At 62.5% G+C, this 20,094-nt stretch carries 16 protein-coding genes; 6 read left to right on the forward strand and 10 right to left on the reverse strand.

Features of this window, described 5'->3' with window-relative positions; genetic code table 11:
- Positions 1-2 precede the first annotated feature (2 nt).
- Complete coding sequence (locus NKI70_RS16395) at positions 3-767, forward strand: arginyltransferase (protein WP_352700276.1); 765 nt, start codon at positions 3-5, stop codon at positions 765-767.
- A 121-nt stretch (positions 768-888) separates the two neighbouring features.
- Complete coding sequence (locus tag NKI70_RS16400; RefSeq protein WP_352700277.1) at positions 889-1,785, forward strand: DMT family transporter; 897 nt, start codon at positions 889-891, stop codon at positions 1,783-1,785.
- Here the strand turns inward: NKI70_RS16400 and NKI70_RS16405 are convergent.
- Entirely contained in the window at positions 1,773-2,993 is a 1,221-nt protein-coding gene (locus NKI70_RS16405) for an AI-2E family transporter (protein ID WP_352621043.1), read from the reverse strand. The two genes, NKI70_RS16400 and NKI70_RS16405, sit on opposite strands and share 13 nt — an antisense overlap.
- 248 nt (positions 2,994-3,241) lie before the next feature.
- Positions 3,242-5,494: a DNA topoisomerase IV subunit A gene (parC, locus tag NKI70_RS16410; RefSeq protein WP_352700278.1), complete on the reverse strand. Its 2,253-nt coding sequence runs from the start codon at positions 5,492-5,494 to the stop codon at positions 3,242-3,244.
- A 371-nt stretch (positions 5,495-5,865) separates the two neighbouring features.
- On the opposite strand from parC, the gene NKI70_RS16415 reads away from it, so the two are divergent.
- On the forward strand, positions 5,866-7,059 hold the full coding sequence (locus NKI70_RS16415; protein WP_352571484.1) for an aq_1923 C-terminal domain: 1,194 nt from the start codon (positions 5,866-5,868) through the stop codon (positions 7,057-7,059).
- Between the two features lie 80 nt (positions 7,060-7,139).
- Here NKI70_RS16415 and aspS read toward each other — a convergent pair whose 3' ends face one another.
- From aspS to NKI70_RS16435, 4 genes are all read right to left on the reverse strand, one after another.
- On the reverse strand, positions 7,140-8,930 hold the full coding sequence (gene aspS, locus NKI70_RS16420) for an aspartate--tRNA ligase (RefSeq protein WP_352700292.1): 1,791 nt from the start codon (positions 8,928-8,930) through the stop codon (positions 7,140-7,142).
- Between the two features lie 214 nt (positions 8,931-9,144).
- Positions 9,145-9,969 (reverse strand): carbohydrate ABC transporter permease, encoded by an 825-nt coding sequence (locus tag NKI70_RS16425; RefSeq protein ID WP_352622835.1) that lies wholly within the window; start codon positions 9,967-9,969, stop codon positions 9,145-9,147.
- Positions 9,970-9,988: 19 nt separating this feature from the next.
- Complete coding sequence (locus NKI70_RS16430; RefSeq protein ID WP_352622841.1) at positions 9,989-10,861, reverse strand: carbohydrate ABC transporter permease; 873 nt, start codon at positions 10,859-10,861, stop codon at positions 9,989-9,991.
- Between the two features lie 68 nt (positions 10,862-10,929).
- On the reverse strand, positions 10,930-12,198 hold the full coding sequence (locus tag NKI70_RS16435) for an ABC transporter substrate-binding protein (protein ID WP_352700279.1): 1,269 nt from the start codon (positions 12,196-12,198) through the stop codon (positions 10,930-10,932).
- Between the two features lie 256 nt (positions 12,199-12,454).
- On the opposite strand from NKI70_RS16435, the gene NKI70_RS16440 reads away from it, so the two are divergent.
- On the forward strand, positions 12,455-13,702 hold the full coding sequence (locus NKI70_RS16440) for an MFS transporter (protein ID WP_352621034.1): 1,248 nt from the start codon (positions 12,455-12,457) through the stop codon (positions 13,700-13,702).
- A gap of 73 nt (positions 13,703-13,775) precedes the next feature.
- Complete coding sequence (gene rnd, locus NKI70_RS16445; RefSeq protein WP_023674454.1) at positions 13,776-14,927, forward strand: ribonuclease D; 1,152 nt, start codon at positions 13,776-13,778, stop codon at positions 14,925-14,927.
- A gap of 12 nt (positions 14,928-14,939) precedes the next feature.
- On the opposite strand, the gene NKI70_RS16450 is transcribed toward rnd, so the two are convergent.
- From NKI70_RS16450 to guaB, 3 genes are read right to left on the reverse strand one after another with little or no spacing between them, the layout of a single operon-like run.
- Positions 14,940-15,359: an MAPEG family protein gene (locus tag NKI70_RS16450; RefSeq protein ID WP_352700281.1), complete on the reverse strand. Its 420-nt coding sequence runs from the start codon at positions 15,357-15,359 to the stop codon at positions 14,940-14,942.
- A gap of 28 nt (positions 15,360-15,387) precedes the next feature.
- Complete coding sequence (locus NKI70_RS16455; RefSeq protein WP_352700293.1) at positions 15,388-15,927, reverse strand: hypothetical protein; 540 nt, start codon at positions 15,925-15,927, stop codon at positions 15,388-15,390.
- Positions 15,928-15,958: 31 nt separating this feature from the next.
- On the reverse strand, positions 15,959-17,461 hold the full coding sequence (gene guaB, locus NKI70_RS16460) for an IMP dehydrogenase (protein WP_352458563.1): 1,503 nt from the start codon (positions 17,459-17,461) through the stop codon (positions 15,959-15,961).
- A 294-nt stretch (positions 17,462-17,755) separates the two neighbouring features.
- On the opposite strand from guaB, the gene NKI70_RS16465 reads away from it, so the two are divergent.
- Positions 17,756-19,240, forward strand: coding sequence for an MFS transporter (locus NKI70_RS16465; protein WP_352700282.1), 1,485 nt, complete (start codon positions 17,756-17,758; stop codon positions 19,238-19,240).
- 118 nt (positions 19,241-19,358) lie between these two features.
- Here NKI70_RS16465 and NKI70_RS16470 read toward each other — a convergent pair whose 3' ends face one another.
- Complete coding sequence (locus tag NKI70_RS16470) at positions 19,359-20,054, reverse strand: RlmE family RNA methyltransferase (RefSeq protein WP_352700283.1); 696 nt, start codon at positions 20,052-20,054, stop codon at positions 19,359-19,361.
- Positions 20,055-20,094 lie beyond the last annotated feature (40 nt).

A 20,094-nucleotide genomic window follows, 5' to 3' on the forward strand; every position in this document is an offset into this window, starting at 1 on the left:
CGATGACGCAGCACCCGACCCAGTCGCCGCAGTTCTTTCTGACCGCGCCCTCGCCATGTCCCTATCTCGAGGGCCAGTTCGAGCGCAAGGTGTTCACACACCTGGTCGGCGACAAGGCCCCCGAGATGAACGATCTGTTGACGCAGGGCGGTTTCAGGCGGTCGCAGAACATCGCCTACAGGCCGGCCTGCGAGACCTGCCGCGCCTGTGTGTCGGTGCGCATCCTGGCGCAGGAATTCACCGCCAGCCGCAACTTGAAACGGGTCATGCAGCATAATTCGGATCTGGTCGGCGCCATGCACGACGCCGAACCCTCCACCGAACAGTATTCGCTGTTCCGCAGCTATCTCGACGCCCGCCACCGCCGTGGCGGCATGTCAGACATGACCGTGCTCGACTACGCCATGATGGTCGAGGATACCCATGTCGACACCAAGGTCATCGAATACCGTCGCCGCGGACCTGACAGCTTCATCACCGGCAAGGGCCAGGGCGAGCTGATCGCCGTGGCGCTCACAGACAAGATGGCCGATGGCCTGTCGATGGTCTATTCCTACTTCAACCCGGACTTCGAGGACCGTTCGCTCGGCACCTTCATGATCCTCGACCACATCGCCCGCGCCAGGGCGATGGGCCTGCCCCATGTCTACCTGGGTTACTGGGTCAACGGCTCGCGCAAGATGAATTATAAGATGCGCTTCCAGCCGCAGGAGCATCTCGGCCCGAAAGGCTGGGAACGCTACAATCACGAAGCGGTTTCGCGCTGATCTTCGCTTTCGGTATTCACTCTTAAATTGTTTCGAGGAGGATGCCGCTGGGCTTCCGGCCGATCGGCTGGAAAACCGGGCGGTCAATTTTGCGCCTCCAAGCCTACGCGAGAATTGCCGCATGTCTTCCCACAACGACCACCAGAGAGGCCTTCTGATCACCGCCATCGGCGGGCTGACGCTGACCGTCGACATTCCGCTGATCCGGCTCGCCGACGGCGAGGCGTGGACGATCCTGCTGTTGCGCACCGGCACGACCTTCGTCGCCACGCTTATCATCTGGGCCGCCTGGCGCTCGCTGAGCGCAAAGGCACCGCAGCTTGTGCCGGGCTGGTCAGGGCTCATCGTTGCCGGCCTCTACGGGCTCGGCTCGATCGCCTTCATCACCGGCGTCTACAACACTTCGACAGCCAATCTCGTTTTCATCCTGGCGTTCACAACCATGTTCGCGGGCCTTTTGTCATGGCTGTTCCTGAAGGAGAGGCCACGGCCCCTGACGCTTGCAGCGCTGGCACTGATGATCGTCGGCGTGACGATCATTGTCGGCGATTCCGTTGGAACCGGACATCTCTTCGGCGACCTGATGGCGCTATGCTCGGCTTTCATGATCGCCGCGGCCATCACCATCTCGCGCGCCAGCGGCAAGGATATGGGCTTCACCGCGCTGATCGGAGTGGTCCTGCCGCTGGCCGTCGCCACCCTGATGGTTTCCAAGGTGGGTTTTCACGTCAACGCGCCATGGTGGATCGTCTTCAACGGTGCCGTCATCATGCCGATCTCGTTCTTCTGCCTCGCCAACGGCCCGAAATACATCTCCGGGCCGGAGGTGGCGATGTTCTACCTGCTTGAAACCGTACTGGCGCCGGTCTGGGTGTGGATGATCTTCGCCGAAACACCGTCGGGCAACAGCCTGATCGGCGGCGCGATCCTCATCATGACCTTGATCGGCCATTCGCTCTGGCAGTTGCACGAGGGGCGCAAGCGCCGCGCCACGTTCGCCGTCAGTCACCCGGCCTGATTCTTTTTCGCGGCGGCGCGTCCGGCGACAATTTCGATCTGCGGCGGTGCGTCATCGTGCTCCGCCGGTTCGGCGGCAGCGAGCTCATCGGTCAGTTCCACTTCGCGCAGCCATTCGCGCCAGATTGCGACCAGCAGGGCCATCAGCACCGGGCCGATGAACAGGCCGAGAAAGCCCATTGTCTTGACGCCGCCAATCAGGCCGAAAAAGGTTGGCAGGAAGGGCAGCTTTATCGGCCCGCCGACCAGCTTCGGGCGCAATGTCTTGTCGACGATGAAGAGTTCGACCGCGCCCCAGATGAACAGCGCCAGCCCCGCCATCGGCGAGCCGCTGGCGGCGAGATAGATCGACACCAGCGTGAAGGACAGCGGTGCGCCGCCGGGAATCAGCGCCATGATGCCGGTCAGCGCGCCGAGCGTCACCGGCGACGGCACGCCGGCCAACCAGTAAGCGATACCCAGCACCAGCCCTTCGCCGATGGCGATAACGGTCATGCCGGTCACCGTCGAGGAGATTGTCGCAGGCACCACGCGTGAGATCCGTTCCCATCTGGCCGGCAGGATGCGTTCGCCGAGGCGATCGACCTGTCCGGCGAAATGCTCGCCGTCGCGATAGGCGAAGAACAGCGCGATCATCATGAATAGCAGCGTCAGCAAAAGGCCGAAGGCGCTGCCGCCGGCGGCAAGCACGCCGCGATAGATGCTGCCGATATTGGCGCCACTGATCAGCTGGATCAGTTCGCCGATACCGCCGGGGTGGCCAACGTTGACCGTCCATTGTTCATTGAGCCATTCGCCCACCACGGGCATGGTGGCGATCCAGTGCGGCGTCGGCGCACCGTAGCGGTTGGTCTCTATCGCCCAGTTGACCCACTCGCGCACCTCATTGATGGCGTAGGTGCCGGCAAGCGCGATCGGCACCACCAGGAAGGTCAGGATGAACAAGATCGCAAGCGTCGCAGCGATGGTGCGGTTGCCGCCGACGCCGGCGAGCAGCCGCCGATAGAGCGGCCAGCTGGCGAAGGCGATAACCAGGGCGGCAAGAACCGGGAACAGGAAGCCGTGGAAGAAATAAACGCCGGCGGCAACGATCAGCACCAGGAGCCAGCGCGCCGCCGACAGCGGCGGAATGACAGCGGCCCTGAGCGGCGTCGACAGGCCAAACAGACGCTGCTGCCGCTCCGGCTTCTGGATCCTGACTTCCTTCAAGCGGCTACCTCTCCCTGGCCCATCGTATCGCTTATGCCCTGATATAGTGCAGCAATCGTGACGACATTCCAAATGTTTGGGTGGAGCTGCTAATCTCCCCCTTGAGGGGGAGATGTCGCCGAAGGCGACAGAGGGGGTCGGGACGTCCTGACGCGACCTTACCACGAACAAAGGAGGCTGGCGCTTCATGCGCGGGGACCCCCTCTGGCCTGCCGGCCATCTCCCCCTCAGGGGGGGAGATTACCGCTTCACCCGAACTTGCCCGTGCGCGGAAAGCCCTTCGGCACCATGCGGCCGGCCGAGGCGCGGGCGCCGATCCATTCGGCAAGCTCGTCACGCGATTTGGTGAAGGTGCGGTCTGCCGAATCCTGCCAGGACAGGCCGCTTGCGAGCGTGAAGGTCTTGAGGTCGAGGACGCCACCATCTTTGTATTTCTGCAGGCGCACGCCCTTGCCGCGCCCCATCTCCGGGATCTCGGCCAGCGGGAATACCAGCATCTTGCGGTTCTCGCCGACAATGGCGAGATGGTCGCCGGCGACGCTCACGCAGCGCTGGGCTTCGTCGGGCGCCTTGACGTTCATCACCTGCTTGCCCTTGCGGGTGTTGGCGACGACTTCTTCTTCCGGCACGATGAAACCGTTGCCGTCATGCGACACCAGCAGCAGCTTGCGCTTGGGATCATGGACGAAGGCGGTGACGATATCCTGGTCGTTGTCCATGTCGACGATGATGCGGATCGGCTCGCCGTGGCCACGCCCACCAGGCAGCCGGTCGACGCCGATCGTGTAGAACTTGCCGCCGGTGGTGAAGACCAGCACCTTGTCGGTCGTCTGGGCGTGGAAGGCGAGCTTGAGGCTGTCGCCTTCCTTGAAGGTCAGGGCCGAATGGTCGGTCAGATGACCTTTCATGGCCCTCAGCCAGCCCTTTTCCGAAACGACGACAGTGACCGGCTCGCGCTCGATCATGGCATGGGCGATATCGGTCAGGTCATGTTCGGGCGCATCGGCGAACTCGGTCCGGCGCTTGCCGATCTCGGTCTCCGGTCCGAATTTCTCACGGATGCTGGCGACTTCCCACTTGATCGTCGCCCACTGTTTGGCGTCGGATGCGAGCAATGCCTCGATCTGCTTCTTCTCGCCGCTCAGGCCGTTGAATTCCTCACGGATCTCGAATTCCTCGAGCTTGCGCAGCGCCCTCAGCCGCATGTTGAGGATGGCTTCGGCCTGGGTGTCGGTGAGTGACCAGCGGGCCATCATCACCTGCTTGGGCTCGTCCTCCTCGCGGATGATCCTGATCACCTCGTCGATGTTGAGGTAGGCGATCAGATAGCCGGCGAGGATCTCCAGCCGCCTCTCGATCTCGCCGAGGCGGTGCTTGGAGCGGCGGATCAAGACGTCGCGGCGGTGCTCAAGCCACTCCTTGAGCACGCCTTTCAGTGACAGCACGTTCGGCACCTTGCCGCGCGACAACACGTTCATGTTGAGCGGAAAGCGGCTTTCGAGCTCGGTCAGCTTGAACAGCGATTCCATCATGATGCCGGGATCGACCGAGCGGCTCTTCGGCACCAGCACGACGCGGATGTCCTCGGCGCTCTCGTCGCGGATATCCTCGAGCAACGGAAGCTTGCGCGCCATCAAGAGCTCGGCGATCTTTTCGATCAGCCGGGCCTTCTGGACGCCGTAGGGGATTTCGGTGACGACTATGTTCCAGGTGCCCCTCCCCTGGTCCTCCTGGCTCCATTTCGCCCTGACGCGGAAACCACCGCGACCCGTTTCGTAGGCTTCGAGGATCGAGGCTCGGCTGTCGACGATGATGCCGCCGGTCGGGAAATCCGGACCTTGCACGAAATCCATCAGCTTGGTGACGGGCGCATCCGGATGATCAATCAGGTGAAGCGCGGCGTCGCAGAGCTCGGCCGCATTGTGCGGCGGGATCGAGGTCGCCATGCCGACGGCGATGCCGGACGAGCCGTTGGCGAGCAGGTTCGGGAAGGCGCCGGGCAGCACGGCCGGCTCCTCGTCTTCCTCGTTGTAGGTCGGGCGGAAATCGACGGCGTCCTCGGTGATGCCTTCCAGCAGCAGCGTCGACACTTCGGTCATGCGCGCTTCGGTGTAGCGCATGGCGGCGGCGTTATCGCCGTCGATATTGCCGAAATTGCCCTGCCCGTCGACCAGCGGGTAGCGCATCGAAAAATCCTGCGCCAACCGCACCAACGCGTCGTAGATCGACTGGTCGCCATGCGGATGGAATTTGCCCATCACCTCGCCGACGATGCGGGCGCATTTGGCAAAGCCCTGGTCGGGGTTGAGCCGCAACAGACGCATGGCATGCATGATGCGACGATGCACCGGCTTCAGCCCGTCGCGCACGTCTGGCAGTGCCCGGTGCATGATGGTCGACAGCGCGTAGGCGAGATAGCGCTCTTCCAGCGCCTTCTTCAGATCGACCGGCTCGATATTGTCGCCGCCGCCACTCTCGGGCGGCAAAAGCCTTTTTCCCATGGGCTGGCACTAGCCGAGCGGGTGATTCGCGGCAAGAGGCACCGGTATGCATCCTCCTAAAGCGAGTCGCATTCGACCGGCCCCATGCGACGCTTTAGGTCCTTGTTTTGATACATGCCGTTATCGCAAAACCCGCTGCACACTTTTGCGCGACATCCATTATGCAACAGGAATTGGAAGCGTCACGACGCCGGCCAACATCAACCCGTTACATCCTGCTTCTATCGCAAGGCTGATGGATCGGGTTTGCCTTTGGCCGCGATTTTCGACCATTGTGCCGAGGCCCGCCTTTTTCCGGTCCAGTTCGTCACCGAATGGTGACGACGCGACGATTTGAAAAGAATTTCAGGACACTCTCAGGGGAGCTCTCGATGACGATCAGACACTCGACACTTATTAAAAGACTGGCTTTTTCGACCTTTTTGCTGACGCTGCCGCTGAATGCGGCGTTCGCGCAGGATACCGCGGTCGCCGACCGGCTGAAGGTTGCCCTCGCCGCGCAGGGTGTCGACCTCTCCTGGACCGGAGTAACCGGCGACACCTCCAGCATGGTTCTGCAAGGCGTAGCGGTCAAACCGGCGGCCGAAAAGGAGGCGCTCAAGATCGGCGACGTCAAGCTCGAAGGTGTGACCGAAGCCAATGGCGGCTATCAAATCGCGACCGTATCGACGTCGCCGTTCGAACACAGCGAAGATGGCGTCACGCTCAATCTCAGCCCCTTCGTCATCCACGACATGACGGTTCCGGCCGAAGGCGCAAGCGGTCCGCTGGGCTCGCTGATGATGTACAAATCGGCCGAGCTCGACAACATGACAGTCAAAGTGGCTGACAAAACTGCTTTCTCGATGGACGGGCTTGCCATCGCAATCACGCCGCCGGCCGACGGCAAGGCCATGGCGTTTTCCGGCACTACGGAAAAATTCGCTGCCGACCTGACCCTGGTCGAAGATCCGAAGTCCAAGGAAGTCATCAACGCGCTCGGCTACCAGAACATATCAGGCAATCTTGAGATGGAAGGAACCTGGCAGCCTACCGACGGCAGGATGGACTTGTCGAAATACGAAATATCGGTCGACAATGCCGGCACGCTCGGCATGACCTTCGATCTCGGCGGCTACACGCTGGACGTCATCAAATCACTGCAGGAGATGCAGAAGAAGATGGCAGCGCAGCCCGAAGGCGCCGACAATTCGGCGCAAGGCATGGCCATGCTCGGGCTGCTGCAGCAGCTTTCGTTCAACAGCGCCTCGATCCGCTTCGACGACGATTCGCTGACCAAAAAGCTGCTCGATTATGCCGGCAAGCAGCAAGGCATGTCCGGCAAGGACATCGCCAACCAGGCCAAGGCGATCGTGCCCTTCGGCATGGCGCAGCTCAACAATCCGGAACTGACCGCGCAGGTTTCGGCCGCGGTCAACAAATTCCTCGACGACCCGCAAAGCATCGAGGTCTCGGCCGAGCCGCCGGCAGCGGTGCCGTTCGCACTGATCATGGCGGGCGCCATGTCCAACCCGCTCGACCTGCCGAAAACGCTTGGCGTGACGGTTACAGCAAACGAAGACTGATCGAGACAGGCTTCAAGCAAAAAGCCCGGCAGCGATGCCGGGCTTTTTTATGAATCAACAGCACCGGTTCGGAGCGTTTTCTAAACCTCTTTCTTCGTCGCCACCACGCGCAGCGACAATTCGCGAAGCTGCTGCGGGCTGGCTTCCGACGGCGCGTTCATCAACAGGTCGTAGGCCTGCTGGTTCATCGGAAACATGGTCACTTCGCGCAGGTTCCTCGCGCCGACCAGAAGCATGACGACGCGGTCGATGCCGGCTGCCATGCCGCCATGCGGCGGCGCGCCATACTGGAAGGCGCGATAAAGGCCGCCGAAGCGCTCTTCGATGGTCGCGCGGTCCAGCCCGACGGTTTCGAACGCCTTGACCATGGTTTCGGGCAGATGGTTGCGGATGCCGCCGGAGGCGATCTCGAAACCGTTACAGACCATGTCGTACTGGAACGCCTTGATGCCGAGCAGATCCTCGCCGTTAAGCGCATCGATGCCGCCTTGCGGCATCGAGAAAGGATTGTGCGCGAAATCGATCTTCTTCTCGTCCTCGTTCCATTCGAAGAACGGGAAGTCGACGATCCAGCACAATTCGAAGCGGTCGCGGTCGACAAGATTGAGCTCCTCGCCGGCGCGGGTGCGCGCCGCTCCCGCGAAGGAGACGAATTTCTTCGGATCGCCGGCGACGAAGAAGGCGGCATCGCCATCGGCAAGGCCGAGTTGTTGTCGGATCGCGTCGGTGCGCTCCTCGCCGATGTTCTTGGCCAGCGGCCCGGCGCCTTCAAGCTTCTCGCCCTCCTTGCGCCAGAAGATGTAGCCGAGGCCGGGCTGGCCCTCGCTTTGCGCCCATGAGTTCATGCGGTCGCAGAAGGCGCGAGACCCGCCGGTCTTGGCCGGAATGGCCCAGACCTCGGCCTTCGGATCGTTGGCAAGGATGTTGGCAAATACCTTGAAGCCTGAGTCGCGAAAATGATCCGAGACGGCCTGCATCTCGATCGGGTTGCGCAGGTCCGGCTTGTCGGTGCCGTATTTGCGCATGGCGACATCATAGGCGATGCGCGGAAACTTCTCCGTCACCGGCTTGCCGGCGGCAAAGGTCTCGAACACCCCCCGCATCACCGGCTCCATGGTGGTGAACACATCCTCCTGCTCGACGAAGCTCATCTCAACGTCGAGCTGGTAGAATTCACCCGGCAGACGGTCGGCGCGCGGGTCCTCGTCGCGGAAGCAGGGCGCAATCTGGAAGTAGCGGTCGAAGCCGGACACCATGATCAGCTGCTTATATATCTGCGGTGCCTGCGGCAGCGCATAGAAAGTGCCGGGGTGGATGCGCGACGGCACCAGAAAGTCGCGCGCCCCTTCCGGCGACGAGGCGGTCAGGATCGGCGTCGAGAATTCCGTGAAGCCGACCTCGCCCATCAGCTTGCGCATCTCGGCGATGATTTTCGTCCGCGCGACGATGTTCTTGTGCAGCGTGTCGCGGCGCAGATCGAGAAAGCGGTATTTGAGGCGGATGTCCTCCGGATAATCCGGCTCGCCGAAGACCGGCAGCGGCAATTCCCTGGCCGCCGACAGCACCTCGATCTCGCGCGCGAAGATTTCGATCTCGCCGGTCGGCAAATTAGGGTTCACGGTGTCGGCGAGGCGCGCCTTGACCTCGCCGTCGACGCGGACGACCCATTCGCCGCGCAGGGTCTCGGCAATCTTGAAGGCGGGCGAATCCGGATCGGCGACGATCTGCGTCAGGCCGTAATGGTCGCGCAAATCGATGAACAGCAGGCCGCCATGGTCGCGCACGCGATGCACCCAGCCCGACAGGCGTACGGTCGAGCCGACGTCGAGCTTCCTCAATTGGGCACAGGTATGGCTGCGGTAACGATGCATTGTCATTCTTAAAGTCCGGATGTTGGGTTGCGGCCAAGGCATGATGGCTCAGCCTGAAAATTTGCGCGAAAAGCACATGAGAGGGTGCATTTGTCAAGGCAAGCGGCAGCCGGGTCGAGTTCGCGTTCTTCCCGCCCCTATCCCACCGGCATCAATTTATGCTCGAGGCGTCAATCTGAGTTCGCTGCTCTGTGCCGGCAGTTCAACTATGCACTCATCCCTTCACCCCGCCCGCCGTGAGGCCGGAGACGATCTTGCGCTGGAAGATGAGAACGAGGACGACGAGCGGCACGGTGACGATCACCGATGCGGCCATGATGTTGCCCCACGGGATCTCGAATTGAGAGCTGCCGGAGAGCAGGGCGATGGCGACCGGCACGGTTCGCTGCTCGTTGCTGGAGGTAAACGTCAGGGCAAACAGGAACTCGTTCCAAGCACCGATGAAGGCGAGTAGCCCGGTGGTCGCCAGCGCCGGCCACATCAGCGGCAGGAAGACGCGGCTGATGATGATCCAGGGCGTGGCGCCATCGAGGATCGCCGCTTCCTCCAGTTCGATCGGCAGGTCGCGAACGAAGGCGGTGAGCACCCAAACGGTGAACGGCAAGGTGAAGATCATGTAGGACAAGATCAGCGCGAACGGCGAATTGTAGAGGCCGAAGGTGCGGATCAGCTCGAAAAGACCGGCAAGCACCGCCAATTGCGGGAACATCGAAACGGACAGGATAGTGAGGAGCAGAGCCGAGCGGCCGCGGAAGCGGATGCGCGCCAGCGCATAGGCGGCGGTGACGCCGAGGAACAGCGAAATGACAACAACCGCGCTCGAGATGAACAGCGAGTTCACGAGATTGCGCAGGAAGGTCCCCTCGGTGAATACGGTCCTGTAGTTGCTGAAGGTAATCGTCGTCGGCCAATAGTCGACCTGGAAGAGCGCCGTCCCCGATTTCAGGCTGGTGATGGTGGCATAGTAGAACGGGAACACCGCGACGACGACGATAACGGCGACGAGGAGGTAGAAAGCCGTGCGCTTGACGATCCACATGGTCAGTAGTCCCCCATGATCAATAGTCCTTGTCCAGTCTTATCCGGCCGAGCCAAAGAACGAGCATGGTCAGCAGAGCGAGGATAAGGAAGAGAAGCGTCGAGGCGGCGGAACCGGAAGCGAACTTGTCGAACTCAAACAGGCTCTCGCGGGCAAACACCGACATCGACTTGGTGTGTATGTTGTTTGGCGTAAGCACGTAGATCAGATCGAAGATGCGCAGGGCATCGAGACCGCGAAAGATCATGGCCACCATCAACGCCGGTCGGATGAGCGGCAAGGTGATCTTCCAGAAAATTCTCCACGCGCCGACGCCGTCGAGCTTGGCGACCTCGTAGATTTCTTGCGGAAGCATCTGGAGGCCGGCGAGAATGAGAAGCGCCATGAAGGGGGTCGCCTTCCAGATGTCGACAACAAGGACGGCGACCATCGCCGTGTCGGCGCTGGCCGTCCAGGCGATCTTGGTGCTGATCAGGCCGAGCTTGAGCAGGACGTCGTTGATGATGCCGAACTGGTCGTTGAGCATCCACTGCCACATTTTAGCCGAGACGATCGTCGGGATGGCCCAAGGGATGAGAATCGCGGCGCGTACGATGCCGCGGCCGCGAAACTTGGCGTTGAGCACCAGCGCGACGATCATGCCGAGCATCGTCTCGCAGGTCACCGAAATCACCGCGAAGCGCACCGTGTTCCAGACGGCGCGCCACCAGACCGGATCGGCGAGCAGCCCGTCATAAATGACGCGGCCGCTCGGCATTTGCAGGACGGAGAAATAGTTGGCGAAGCCAACCCAGCGGCGGGCTTCGAGGTCGGCGAGCGAGGCATCGGTGAAGCCGAAATAGATCGTGCGCATCAACGGCCAGCCGGCGACGGCGACGAGCACGATGAGCATCGGGGCAAGCAGCAGCCATGCCGAGCGCACACGCTGACGCGCCAGCAGCGAGCCTGAGCGCGGCGAGGTCACCAGGCGGTGCCCTTGAGCCTGGTCAAGGAGAACTCCAGATCGGCAAGGTTGTCGGCGGCCGTGCCCTCGCCGGACATGGTGTTGTGGACGGCGGTCCAGAACTCGCTCGATGCCTCATTGTACCTGGTCTTGGCCTGGGCCGAGGGACGCGGCACCGCGTTGAGGACGACTTCCTTCCAGCGCGGAATCACCGGCTGGGCGCTGGCGATGTCGGCATCGTCATAGAGTGCCTGGATGGTCGGCAGATATGCCCCCTTCAAGGCGCGGTACTTCTGCATCTGAGGCGAGGCGATCCATTTGACCAGCTCGATCGCTGCATCCGGGTTCTTCGAATATTTGGAAACCGCGAGATTCCAGCCGCCAAGCGTTGCTGCCGGGCGCGCGCCCTCACCCGACCCCGGCGGCAGCGTGGTCACCTTGAACTTGCCTTTGATGGGGGAGCTTTCGCTGTTGCCAAGCGCGTAGGCGTAGGGCCAGTTGCGCATGAAGACGGCGTTGCCGGTCTGCCAGACTCCGCGCGACTCTTCTTCCTGGTAGGCCAGAACGCCGGGCGGCGAGATGGTTCCCACCCAGCTCCTCGCCATTTCCAGCGCCGCAGCTGCTTGCGGATTGTTGATGGAGATCGTGCCGTCCGGCTCGATGATCTGGCCGCCGCCGTTCGACTTCACCCATTCGAGTGCATCGCAGGTCAGCCCCTCATAGGCGTTGCCCTGGAAAACGAAACCCCACATGTCCTTGTTGCCGGCCGCGCGCTCCTTGTCCATGACAAGCTTGGCGGTATCGGCAAGTTCAGCCCAGCTGGCCGGGACCCTGGCGCCGTATTTGTCGAGGAGATCCTTGCGGTAGTAGAGCGCCGGAGCGTCGGTGAATATCGGCAAGGCGACGAGCTTGCCGTCCACGGTCTGCGATTTGATGATCGATGGGAAATGGGCGCCAACGACATCCTTGGTCGCTTCGGTCAGGTCGATGAACTGCCTTGCAAGCTGGGGGGCCCAGATGATGTCCGTTTGATAGACGTCGACGTCGCTGCTTCCGGCGGCAAGCCAGAGCCGGTATTGGCCAAACTGGTCCGTCGCCGAGGGAGGCAGCGGAACGACGCTAACCTTGTTGCCGGTCTTCTTCTCGTATTGATCGAGGATCTCGCGAAGGATTCTCTGGCCGTTGCCGGTATCTCCGGACACCACGGCGAGGTCGACAGCCCGCGCCGGCCCGGCCGCCAGAACTGCGGCCACGGCAAATGCCGCAAATGCGGAATGAAATTTCATGATGGCGGACCTCCCTTTGGAGCTTCAGGCCGGGCAGCAGAAACGACCTCGATGCCTGACACCGTCTCCGCACACCGGCAGCTCACAAGACGCGTATTCGCCCACCAGCACTGAACTACAAAGATACGCCTTGGTTCCCAACACGGAGGGTCCGGCGCCACGCGGTAGCCCCCGGCTGGCCTCAACGCCGCCGGGAATTGCCGCTGGCATTGGCGAAGGTGATGGTTCAAGAAGGATCAACGACAGGCTTTCCTTCATGTCCTCCATCCGCCCGCTGATCCCCCTCCTGATCGCCGCCGGCATCCTGCTCGGCGGCAACGGCCTGCAGAGCACGTTGATTGCGCTGCGTGGTGCGCAGGAAGGTTTTCCCGCTTCCTCGATCGGCCTGATGGGCACGTTCTATTTCGCCGGCTTCCTGCTCGGCTGCCTTGCCGTGACCCGCATCATGAAGTCCGTCGGCCATGTGCGCGCCTTTTCGGCACTCGCGGCGATCGCCTCGGCGGGAACGCTGCTTCTGGTGCTGGTCATCGATCCGGTGATGTGGTGCGCCGTGCGCTTTGCCGGCGGGTTCTGCTTTGCCGGCCTGTTCACCATCATGGAAGCCTGGCTGAATTCCGGCGTCACCAACACCGACCGGGCGCGGGTGCTTGCCATCTACCGGATGGTCGACATCGGCTCGGTGACGGGCGCCCAGTTCCTGATCCCGATCTTTGGCGCCGGCGGCTTTGCCATCTTCGCCATCATGTCGATGATGATCACCGTTTCGCTGGTGCCGGTTTCGCTCGGCGACCGCTCCAATCCGACGCCGCCGGAAGACGTCAAGCTCGATTTGGCGCGCGTCTGGCGGATCTCGCCGCTCGGCTGCTTCGGCTGTATCGCCGTCGGCGTCACAAACAGCGCCTTCCGCACCCTGTCGCCGGTCTATGCCGAGCAGATCGGCATGTCGGTCGCCGACGTCGTCACCTTCGTCAGCGTCGGCATTTTCGGCGGCGCCATCATCCAATACCCGCTTGGCTATCTCTCCGACCGCTGGGACCGGCGCTCGGTGCTGCTGATGACGACGTGCTGTGCGATGGTGGCGGCACTGGCGCTGGCATTCGTGGCAGGCGGCAGCCCGTTTCTCAACTTCCTGCTCGTCTTCATCTTCGGCTGCTTCGCCATGCCGCTCTATTCGTTGTCAGCGGCGCATTCCAACGACCGCGCCGACAAGGGCGAGTTCGTGCTGATCAACGCTGCCTTGATGCTGTTTTATTCCTTCGGCGCCATCGGCGGGCCGTTCGCAGCCTCGACGGTGATGCAATTTTTCGGGCCGAGCGCGCTGTTCGTGTTCAGCGCCACCGTCTATGCGATCTTCGTGGCCGTCATCCTTTACCGGATGCGGGCGCGCTCCGCCGTGCCGGCCACCCATCGCAGCCGTTTTACGGCGCTGTTGCGCACTTCGACGGTTTTTGCCCGGTTGGCGAAGCGGAATGCCGATCCCGATGAACCCGCAAAGCCTGGATAGAGGTGCTTGCGCTTGACGAAAGCGCGCGCGGCTGAAATTGAAAGAGACCCTATCCCTTGCCAAAAGCGATTTGATGCACGTCATCACCACCCAGAAAGAACTCGAGACCGCTATTGCCGCTTTCGAAAAGGCGGAATTCGTCACCGTCGATACCGAATTCATTCGCGAAACGACCTTCTGGCCGATCCTGTGCCTGATCCAGATGGCAGCGCCCGGGGTGACCGCGCTGATCGATCCGCTGTCGCCCGACATCGACCTGAAACCGTTCTTCAGGCTGATGGCCAACGAGGCGATCGTCAAAGTCTTCCATGCGGCGCGCCAGGACATCGAAATCATCGTGCATCTCGGCGATCTGGTGCCGCATCCGGTGTTCGACACCCAGGTCGCGGCAATGGTCTGCGGCTTCGGCGACAGCGTCTCCTACGACCAGCTGGTGCAGCGCATCACCGGAGCGCGGCTCGACAAGTCCTCGCGCTTCACCGACTGGCGCCACCGTCCGCTGTCCGAAAAGCAGCTCGACTACGCGCTCGCCGACGTCACCCACCTGATCGAGGTGTACAAGCATCTCAGCGCCGAGTTGGTGCGGGAAAACCGCGCCCACTGGCTGAACGAGGAGATGGACGTGCTGACCTCGCGCGAGACCTACGATCCGCATCCCGAGGATGCCTGGAAGCGGCTCAAGATGCGGCTGCGCAAGCCGCAGGAACTGGCGATCGTGCAGGCCGTGGCCGCCTGGCGCGAACGCGAAGCGCGCGAGCGCGACGTGCCGCGCGGCCGGGTGCTCAAGGACGATGCGATCTACGAAGTGGCGCAGCAGGCGCCGCGCGACGCTGCGGCGCTGAGCAAGCTGCGTACCACGCCGAAGGGCTGGGAGCGCTCGTCGACGGCGACGGCACTGCTTGGCGCGGTAAACGCTGCCCTTGCCCTGCCCAGGGAAGAGATGCCGAAGCTGCCGAAGAGCTTCCAGCCGCCGGAGGGGTCAAGCGCCGCGGCGGAGTTGCTGAAGGTGCTGCTGCGGATCGTTGCCGAAAAGGAGGGCGTCGCATCCAAGGTACTCGCCTCCAGTGACGACATCGACCGCATCGCTGCCGAGGGCGAGGAAGCCGACGTGCCGGCATTGCAAGGCTGGCGGCGCGCCGTCTTCGGCGAGGCCGCGCTCAAGCTGGTGCGCGGCGAACTCGCCATCAGGTTCGACAAGCGCAAGATCGCTGTGTTCGATTTGTAGCCTTGAGCTTGCTCAGACCAAGCCGAGCAGATGCAGCGCTAGCCATATCCAGCCAAGTGCAAGAACTACCGCGCCCAGGTAGAATGCCCTGCTGCGCAGGATTAGCCGATTGCTGGTCAAGTGGACCGACGCGTGAAGATAGCGGGAGACGACAAAGATCCACATCAGAGCCAAGGTCAGATAATTGACGCCATTGGTCACGTGCAGCGTCAAGCATAAGACGTAGAAAAGCACCTGCAGTTCGAACTGGTTGCTCAGATTGTCGGCGACGGTGATACTGGACCCAGGCTCCGTCGAGCGCGTCTTGAACTGGCCGGTCTTGGCTTCGCCCGACCTGACCGCACCATAGCGGCGCCGGCCCATTACGATATAGATGATATAGACCAGCAGCACCTGCGCCAGCATCGGCCAGAAGATCGCGGTCTGGTTCAAGACGCCCCCTGTCGTTGTCACCCAGCCTTCAAGGCCGTTTCTGAGCCATCAAAGTGAAAGCCGCAATGACAGTCACTGGTATCGCCAGTAGGGCGAATTTGGTGACGATCAGCGCCGAGGCGAAGGATAGTGAATCCGGATTGGCCGACAGAAAATCGGACAAAAGACGAGCCACGGCGATATTCTGGGCATAGTCGGTAAGCAGATAGGGCAGCACCAGCACAACCGCGAATATCGACTGGGTTTGCGCAGGCAGTGCACGGAAATTCTTCAGCCGCCGGCCCGTGGCCAGGATCAGGCTGACCATCGTCAGCGATAGCAGCGCCGGAAAAAGCAGGTCGAAGGTCAAGTAATGCCAGACGAGAATAATTTCGCTGCCGCGCCGGCCGAGGGCTGTTAGCCAGGCCATGCCCTCATCCGGGGTGAAACCGGTATAGCGCATGTCGAGCGACGGCAGACCGCCGCTCAATCGGCGAAAATAGAGGAACTCCATCGCCGTCATGATGATGAAAACCGCCACGGTGGCGACACAGAGTGCGGCCGCGTGGCGCGACAGCCGCAGGATCATTGCCGCCAGATTGCGCCAAAGCGCATGGCGATCAGGCTCCGCCAGGATAATTCGGGCTTTCGCGGGTAATCGTGACGTCATGGGCGTGGCTTTCACGAAGTCCGGCATTGGATATCCGCACAAAAGTGGCGCGCTCGCGGAAATCGGCAAGGTCGCGGCCACCGACATAACCCATAGCGGCTTTCAGGCCGCCCGCAAGCTGGTGCAGCACGCCGGACACAGGTCCTTTGTACGGCACCTGCCCTTCAATGCCTTCCGGGACCAGTTTCAGCGTGTCGCGCACCTCGGCCTGGAAATAACGATCGGCGGAGCCGCGCGCCATCGCGCCGACTGAGCCCATGCCGCGATAGGCTTTGAAGGAGCGGCCCTGGTGCAGATAGACCTCGCCCGGGCTCTCGTCCGTGCCGGCCAGGAGCGAGCCGATCATCGCCGCGCTGGCGCCGGCGGCCAGTGCCTTGGCGAGATCGCCCGAATATTTGATGCCGCCATCGGCAATGACCGAAACGCCGGATTTCTGCGCCGTCTCGACCGCCGACATGATCGCCGAGAGCTGCGGCACGCCGACGCCGGCGACGATGCGGGTGGTGCAGATGGAGCCTGGTCCGATGCCGACCTTGACCGCGTCGGCGCCGGCATCGATCAGCGCCAAGGTGCCTTCCGCGGTGGCGACGTTGCCGGCCAGGATGCGAACCGAGTTGGACAGCTTCTTGGCCCGCGTCACCGCATCCAGAACGCGCTGCGAATGACCGTGCGCGGTGTCGATCACGAGAAGGTCGACGCCGGCGTCGATGAGGCGCTCGGCCCGTTCGAAACCGTCATCGCCGACGCTGGTGGCGGCGGCGGCGCGCAAGCGCCCCTGCGCATCCTTGGTGGCGTGCGGGTTGAGCTGCGACTTCTCGATGTCCTTGACCGTGATCAGCCCGACGCAATTGCCGTCCCGATCGACCACAACAAGCTTCTCGATGCGGTGCTGATGGAGCAGCCGCTTGGCCTCGTCCTGATCGACGTTCTCCTTGACCGTGATCAGGTTCTCGCGGGTCATCAGCTCATAGACCTTTTGCGCCGGATCGGACGCGAAGCGGACGTCGCGGTTGGTCAGGATGCCGACGAGCCGGCCGACCGTGTGGCCGCCGGTGCCGCCGTTCTCGACCACCGGAATGCCCGAAATGCTGTAGGTGCGCATCAGACCCAGCGCATCGGCAAGCGTCGCCTCGGGACCGATGGTGACCGGGTTGACCACCATGCCGGACTCGAACTTCTTCACCTGGCGCACCTGCTCGGCCTGTTCGGCCGGCGAGAAATTGCGGTGGATGACACCGATGCCGCCGGCCTGGGCCATGGCGATGGCGAGCCGCGCCTCGGTAACCGTGTCCATGGCGGCCGACAGGATCGGCACGTTGAGGTCGATGTCGCCGGCGATGCGGGTGCGGATGTCGGTCTCGCCGGGCATGACCTCGGAATGACCCGGCTGCAGCAGCACGTCGTCAAAGGTCAGCGCCAATGCGCCGGTGGACGTCTCGATGATTTTTGCCATGGCCAGCCCTCGGAATGCAGGAAAGGCGCTCGCCCTGGATGGACAGCGCCGACTCGTCTTCTTCCCTTTCAGGATTGGCGCTGGCTCGTAACACGTCCCGTGGCCGTTGAAAAGCCGATGGTTGTGTAGTGGCGAAGCTGCATTTTGCCCCAGGGGCTGTGGGACTTGCGGTCGCACAAACGTGACAGCAAATTAATGCGACATCCGGGCCAAGCCATGATAACCGCCCTACCTGTCGGTTTGGCCCCCAGGGCCGGCAAGCAATCGCGACGCACATTCAAGGCCGGATCCATCGTGAACCGCACCATTCCGCTTATCCTGGCGGTCGCTCTATTCATGGAAAACATGGATTCGACCGTCATTGCGACATCGTTGCCGGCGATCGCCATCGACATCCACACCAGCCCGATCGCGCTCAAGCTGGCGCTGACCGCCTATCTGGTATCGCTGGCGATTTTCATTCCGATCAGCGGCTGGATGGCCGACCGCTTCGGCGCCAAGAATGTCTTCCGTGCCGCGATCGCCGTGTTCATCGTCGGTTCGGTCGCGTGCGCCATTTCCAATTCGCTGCCGGCTTTCGTGGTGTCACGTTTCCTGCAAGGCATTGGCGGCGCCATGATGACGCCGGTCGGACGCCTGGTGCTGGTACGCGCGACGCCGAAAAGCGAGCTAGTCGCCGCCATGTCGTGGCTGACTGTCCCGGCTCTGGTCGGCCCCCTGGTCGGCCCGCCGGTCGGCGGCTTCATCACGACCTATTTCTCCTGGCACTGGATTTTTCTGATCAATGTGCCGATCGGGCTGATCGGCATCTGGCTGGCCACGCGTTTCCTGCCGAAGACCGACGCCGCGCAGACGCCGCCGCTCGATTTCATCGGTTTCGTGCTGAGCGGGCTGGCGGCATCGGGAATTGTGTTCGGCCTGTCGGTGGTCAGCCTGCCGGCTCTGCCGCCCGCTGACGGCTTTCTCACCGTAGCCGTCGGGCTGGCGTCGGCGGTGCTTTACCTGCTGCACGCGCGCCGCGCCAGGAATCCGCTGCTGGCGCTCGAGCTGTTTCGCAATCGGGTGTTCCGCTCGTCGGTGCTCGGCGGCGGACTGTTCCGCATCGGCATTGGTGCCGTACCTTTCCTGTTGCCGCTGATGTTCCAGATCGGTTTCGGGCTGACGCCGTTCCAGTCCGGCATGATCACCTTCGTCTCGGCGATCGGCGCCATAGGCATGAAATTCGTCACTGCCCTGATCTTTAGGGTCGCCGGCTTCCGCCGGGTGCTGATTTCAGGCTCGCTGATCGCTGCCGCGTCCATCGCCATCAACGGCCTGTTCACACCCGACACGCCCTATGGGCTGATCCTCGCCATGCTGCTCGCCGGGGGCTTCATCCGGTCGATGTTCTTCACCGGCATCAACGCGCTTGCCTACGCCGAGATTTCGGCCGCCGACACCAGCAAGGCCACGCCGATCACGGCGGTGTTCCAGCAGTTGGCGATCGCACTCGGCGTGGCGCTGGCCGGCGGCATCCTGGAAGTGTCGACCAATATCCATGGCGGCCCGCTGACGCTGAGCGACTTCCACACCGCCTTCTTCATCGTAGCGGCGGTGTCGGCGGCAGCCTCGCTGTCGTTCATGCGGCTGGCGCCGGACGCCGGCAATGCCGTGTCGGGACATGGCCGGTTGACGCCGCCGAAGACGCTGGAGCCGGTGAGCCCGCCGGGGAGTTGGGGACCCCTTCCCTTCTCCCCTTGTGGGAGAAGGTGGATCGGCGCGCAGCGCCGAGACGGTTGAGGGGTGTTGGAAGAAATGAGGCGATGATAACTGCAAGCGTGTTGCCAAGCTGGAACACCCCTCATCCGACCTCGCTTCGCGAGGCCACCTTCTCCCACAAGGGGAGAAGGAAAGGGCGCTACCCCTTAAAATCCTTCGCCAATAAATAAAGCTCCACCGACTCGTCGCGCGAGGCCGGCGGCTTGACGTGATGGACCGAGCGGAAATTCCGCTTCAGCCTGGCCAGCAATTCGTTTTCGGCGCCGCCCTGAAAGGTCTTGGCGAGGAAATGTCCGCCAGGCTTCAATACCGACAGCGCGAAATCGGCCGCCACCTCGCAAAGATGCATGGTGCGGATGTGGTCGGTCCGCTTGTGGCCGGTGGTGGGTGCGGCCATGTCGGAGAGCACGATGTCGGGCTGGCCGCCCAGCGTCTCGGCCAGCTTTTCGGGTGCCTGCGGATCGAGGAAATCCATCAGCAGCACCGGCGCGCCCGGCACGGCGTCCATCTCGAGATAGTCGATGCCGACGACGTAAGGGTGTTCCGCGGTCGACTTGGTACGCGCGGCGGCGACCTGGCACCAGCCGCCGGGTGCCGCACCAAGGTCTATCACCTTCATGCCAGGCTTGAGCAAATGGTGCTTGTCGTCGATCTCGATCAGCTTGTAGGCGGCGCGCGAGCGATAGCCGTCGGCCTTCGAGCGCTGGACATAGGGATCGTTGATGTGGCGCTGCAGCCAGCGGCGCGACGATTCCTTCAAGCCGCTTTTCTTCTTGATCTTCGTCTTCAGCACGCGAATGCCGGCGGAGCTCGGTCTTTCCGGTTTCTTGGTCATTGCTTGATTGCTTGTTTGAGCATGATCTTGTCCGAAAACC

Origin of the sequence: Mesorhizobium sp. M0500 (assembly GCF_040321165.1) — a bacterium.
Taxonomy (GTDB): domain Bacteria; phylum Pseudomonadota; class Alphaproteobacteria; order Rhizobiales; family Rhizobiaceae; genus Mesorhizobium.

Bases quoted from the DNA above. Each gene is read 5' to 3' on its own strand.
- NKI70_RS16395 (WP_352700276.1), top strand. From the start codon at position 3: ATGACGCAGCACCCGACCCAGTCGCCGCAGTTCTTTCTGACCGCGCCC.
- NKI70_RS16400 (WP_352700277.1), top strand. From the start codon at position 889: ATGTCTTCCCACAACGACCACCAGAGAGGCCTTCTGATCACCGCCATC.
- parC (WP_352700278.1), bottom strand. From the start codon at position 5,494: ATGGGAAAAAGGCTTTTGCCGCCCGAGAGTGGCGGCGGCGACAATATC.
- NKI70_RS16415 (WP_352571484.1), top strand. From the start codon at position 5,866: ATGACGATCAGACACTCGACACTTATTAAAAGACTGGCTTTTTCGACC.
- aspS (WP_352700292.1), bottom strand. From the start codon at position 8,930: ATGCATCGTTACCGCAGCCATACCTGTGCCCAATTGAGGAAGCTCGAC.
- NKI70_RS16425 (WP_352622835.1), bottom strand. From the start codon at position 9,969: ATGTGGATCGTCAAGCGCACGGCTTTCTACCTCCTCGTCGCCGTTATC.
- NKI70_RS16430 (WP_352622841.1), bottom strand. From the start codon at position 10,861: ATGCTCATCGTGCTCGTCGCCGTCGCCGGCTGGCCGTTGATGCGCACG.
- NKI70_RS16435 (WP_352700279.1), bottom strand. From the start codon at position 12,198: ATGAAATTTCATTCCGCATTTGCGGCATTTGCCGTGGCCGCAGTTCTG.
- NKI70_RS16440 (WP_352621034.1), top strand. From the start codon at position 12,455: ATGTCCTCCATCCGCCCGCTGATCCCCCTCCTGATCGCCGCCGGCATC.
- rnd (WP_023674454.1), top strand. From the start codon at position 13,776: ATGCACGTCATCACCACCCAGAAAGAACTCGAGACCGCTATTGCCGCT.
- NKI70_RS16455 (WP_352700293.1), bottom strand. From the start codon at position 15,927: ATGATCCTGCGGCTGTCGCGCCACGCGGCCGCACTCTGTGTCGCCACC.
- guaB (WP_352458563.1), bottom strand. From the start codon at position 17,461: ATGGCAAAAATCATCGAGACGTCCACCGGCGCATTGGCGCTGACCTTT.
- NKI70_RS16470 (WP_352700283.1), bottom strand. From the start codon at position 20,054: ATGACCAAGAAACCGGAAAGACCGAGCTCCGCCGGCATTCGCGTGCTG.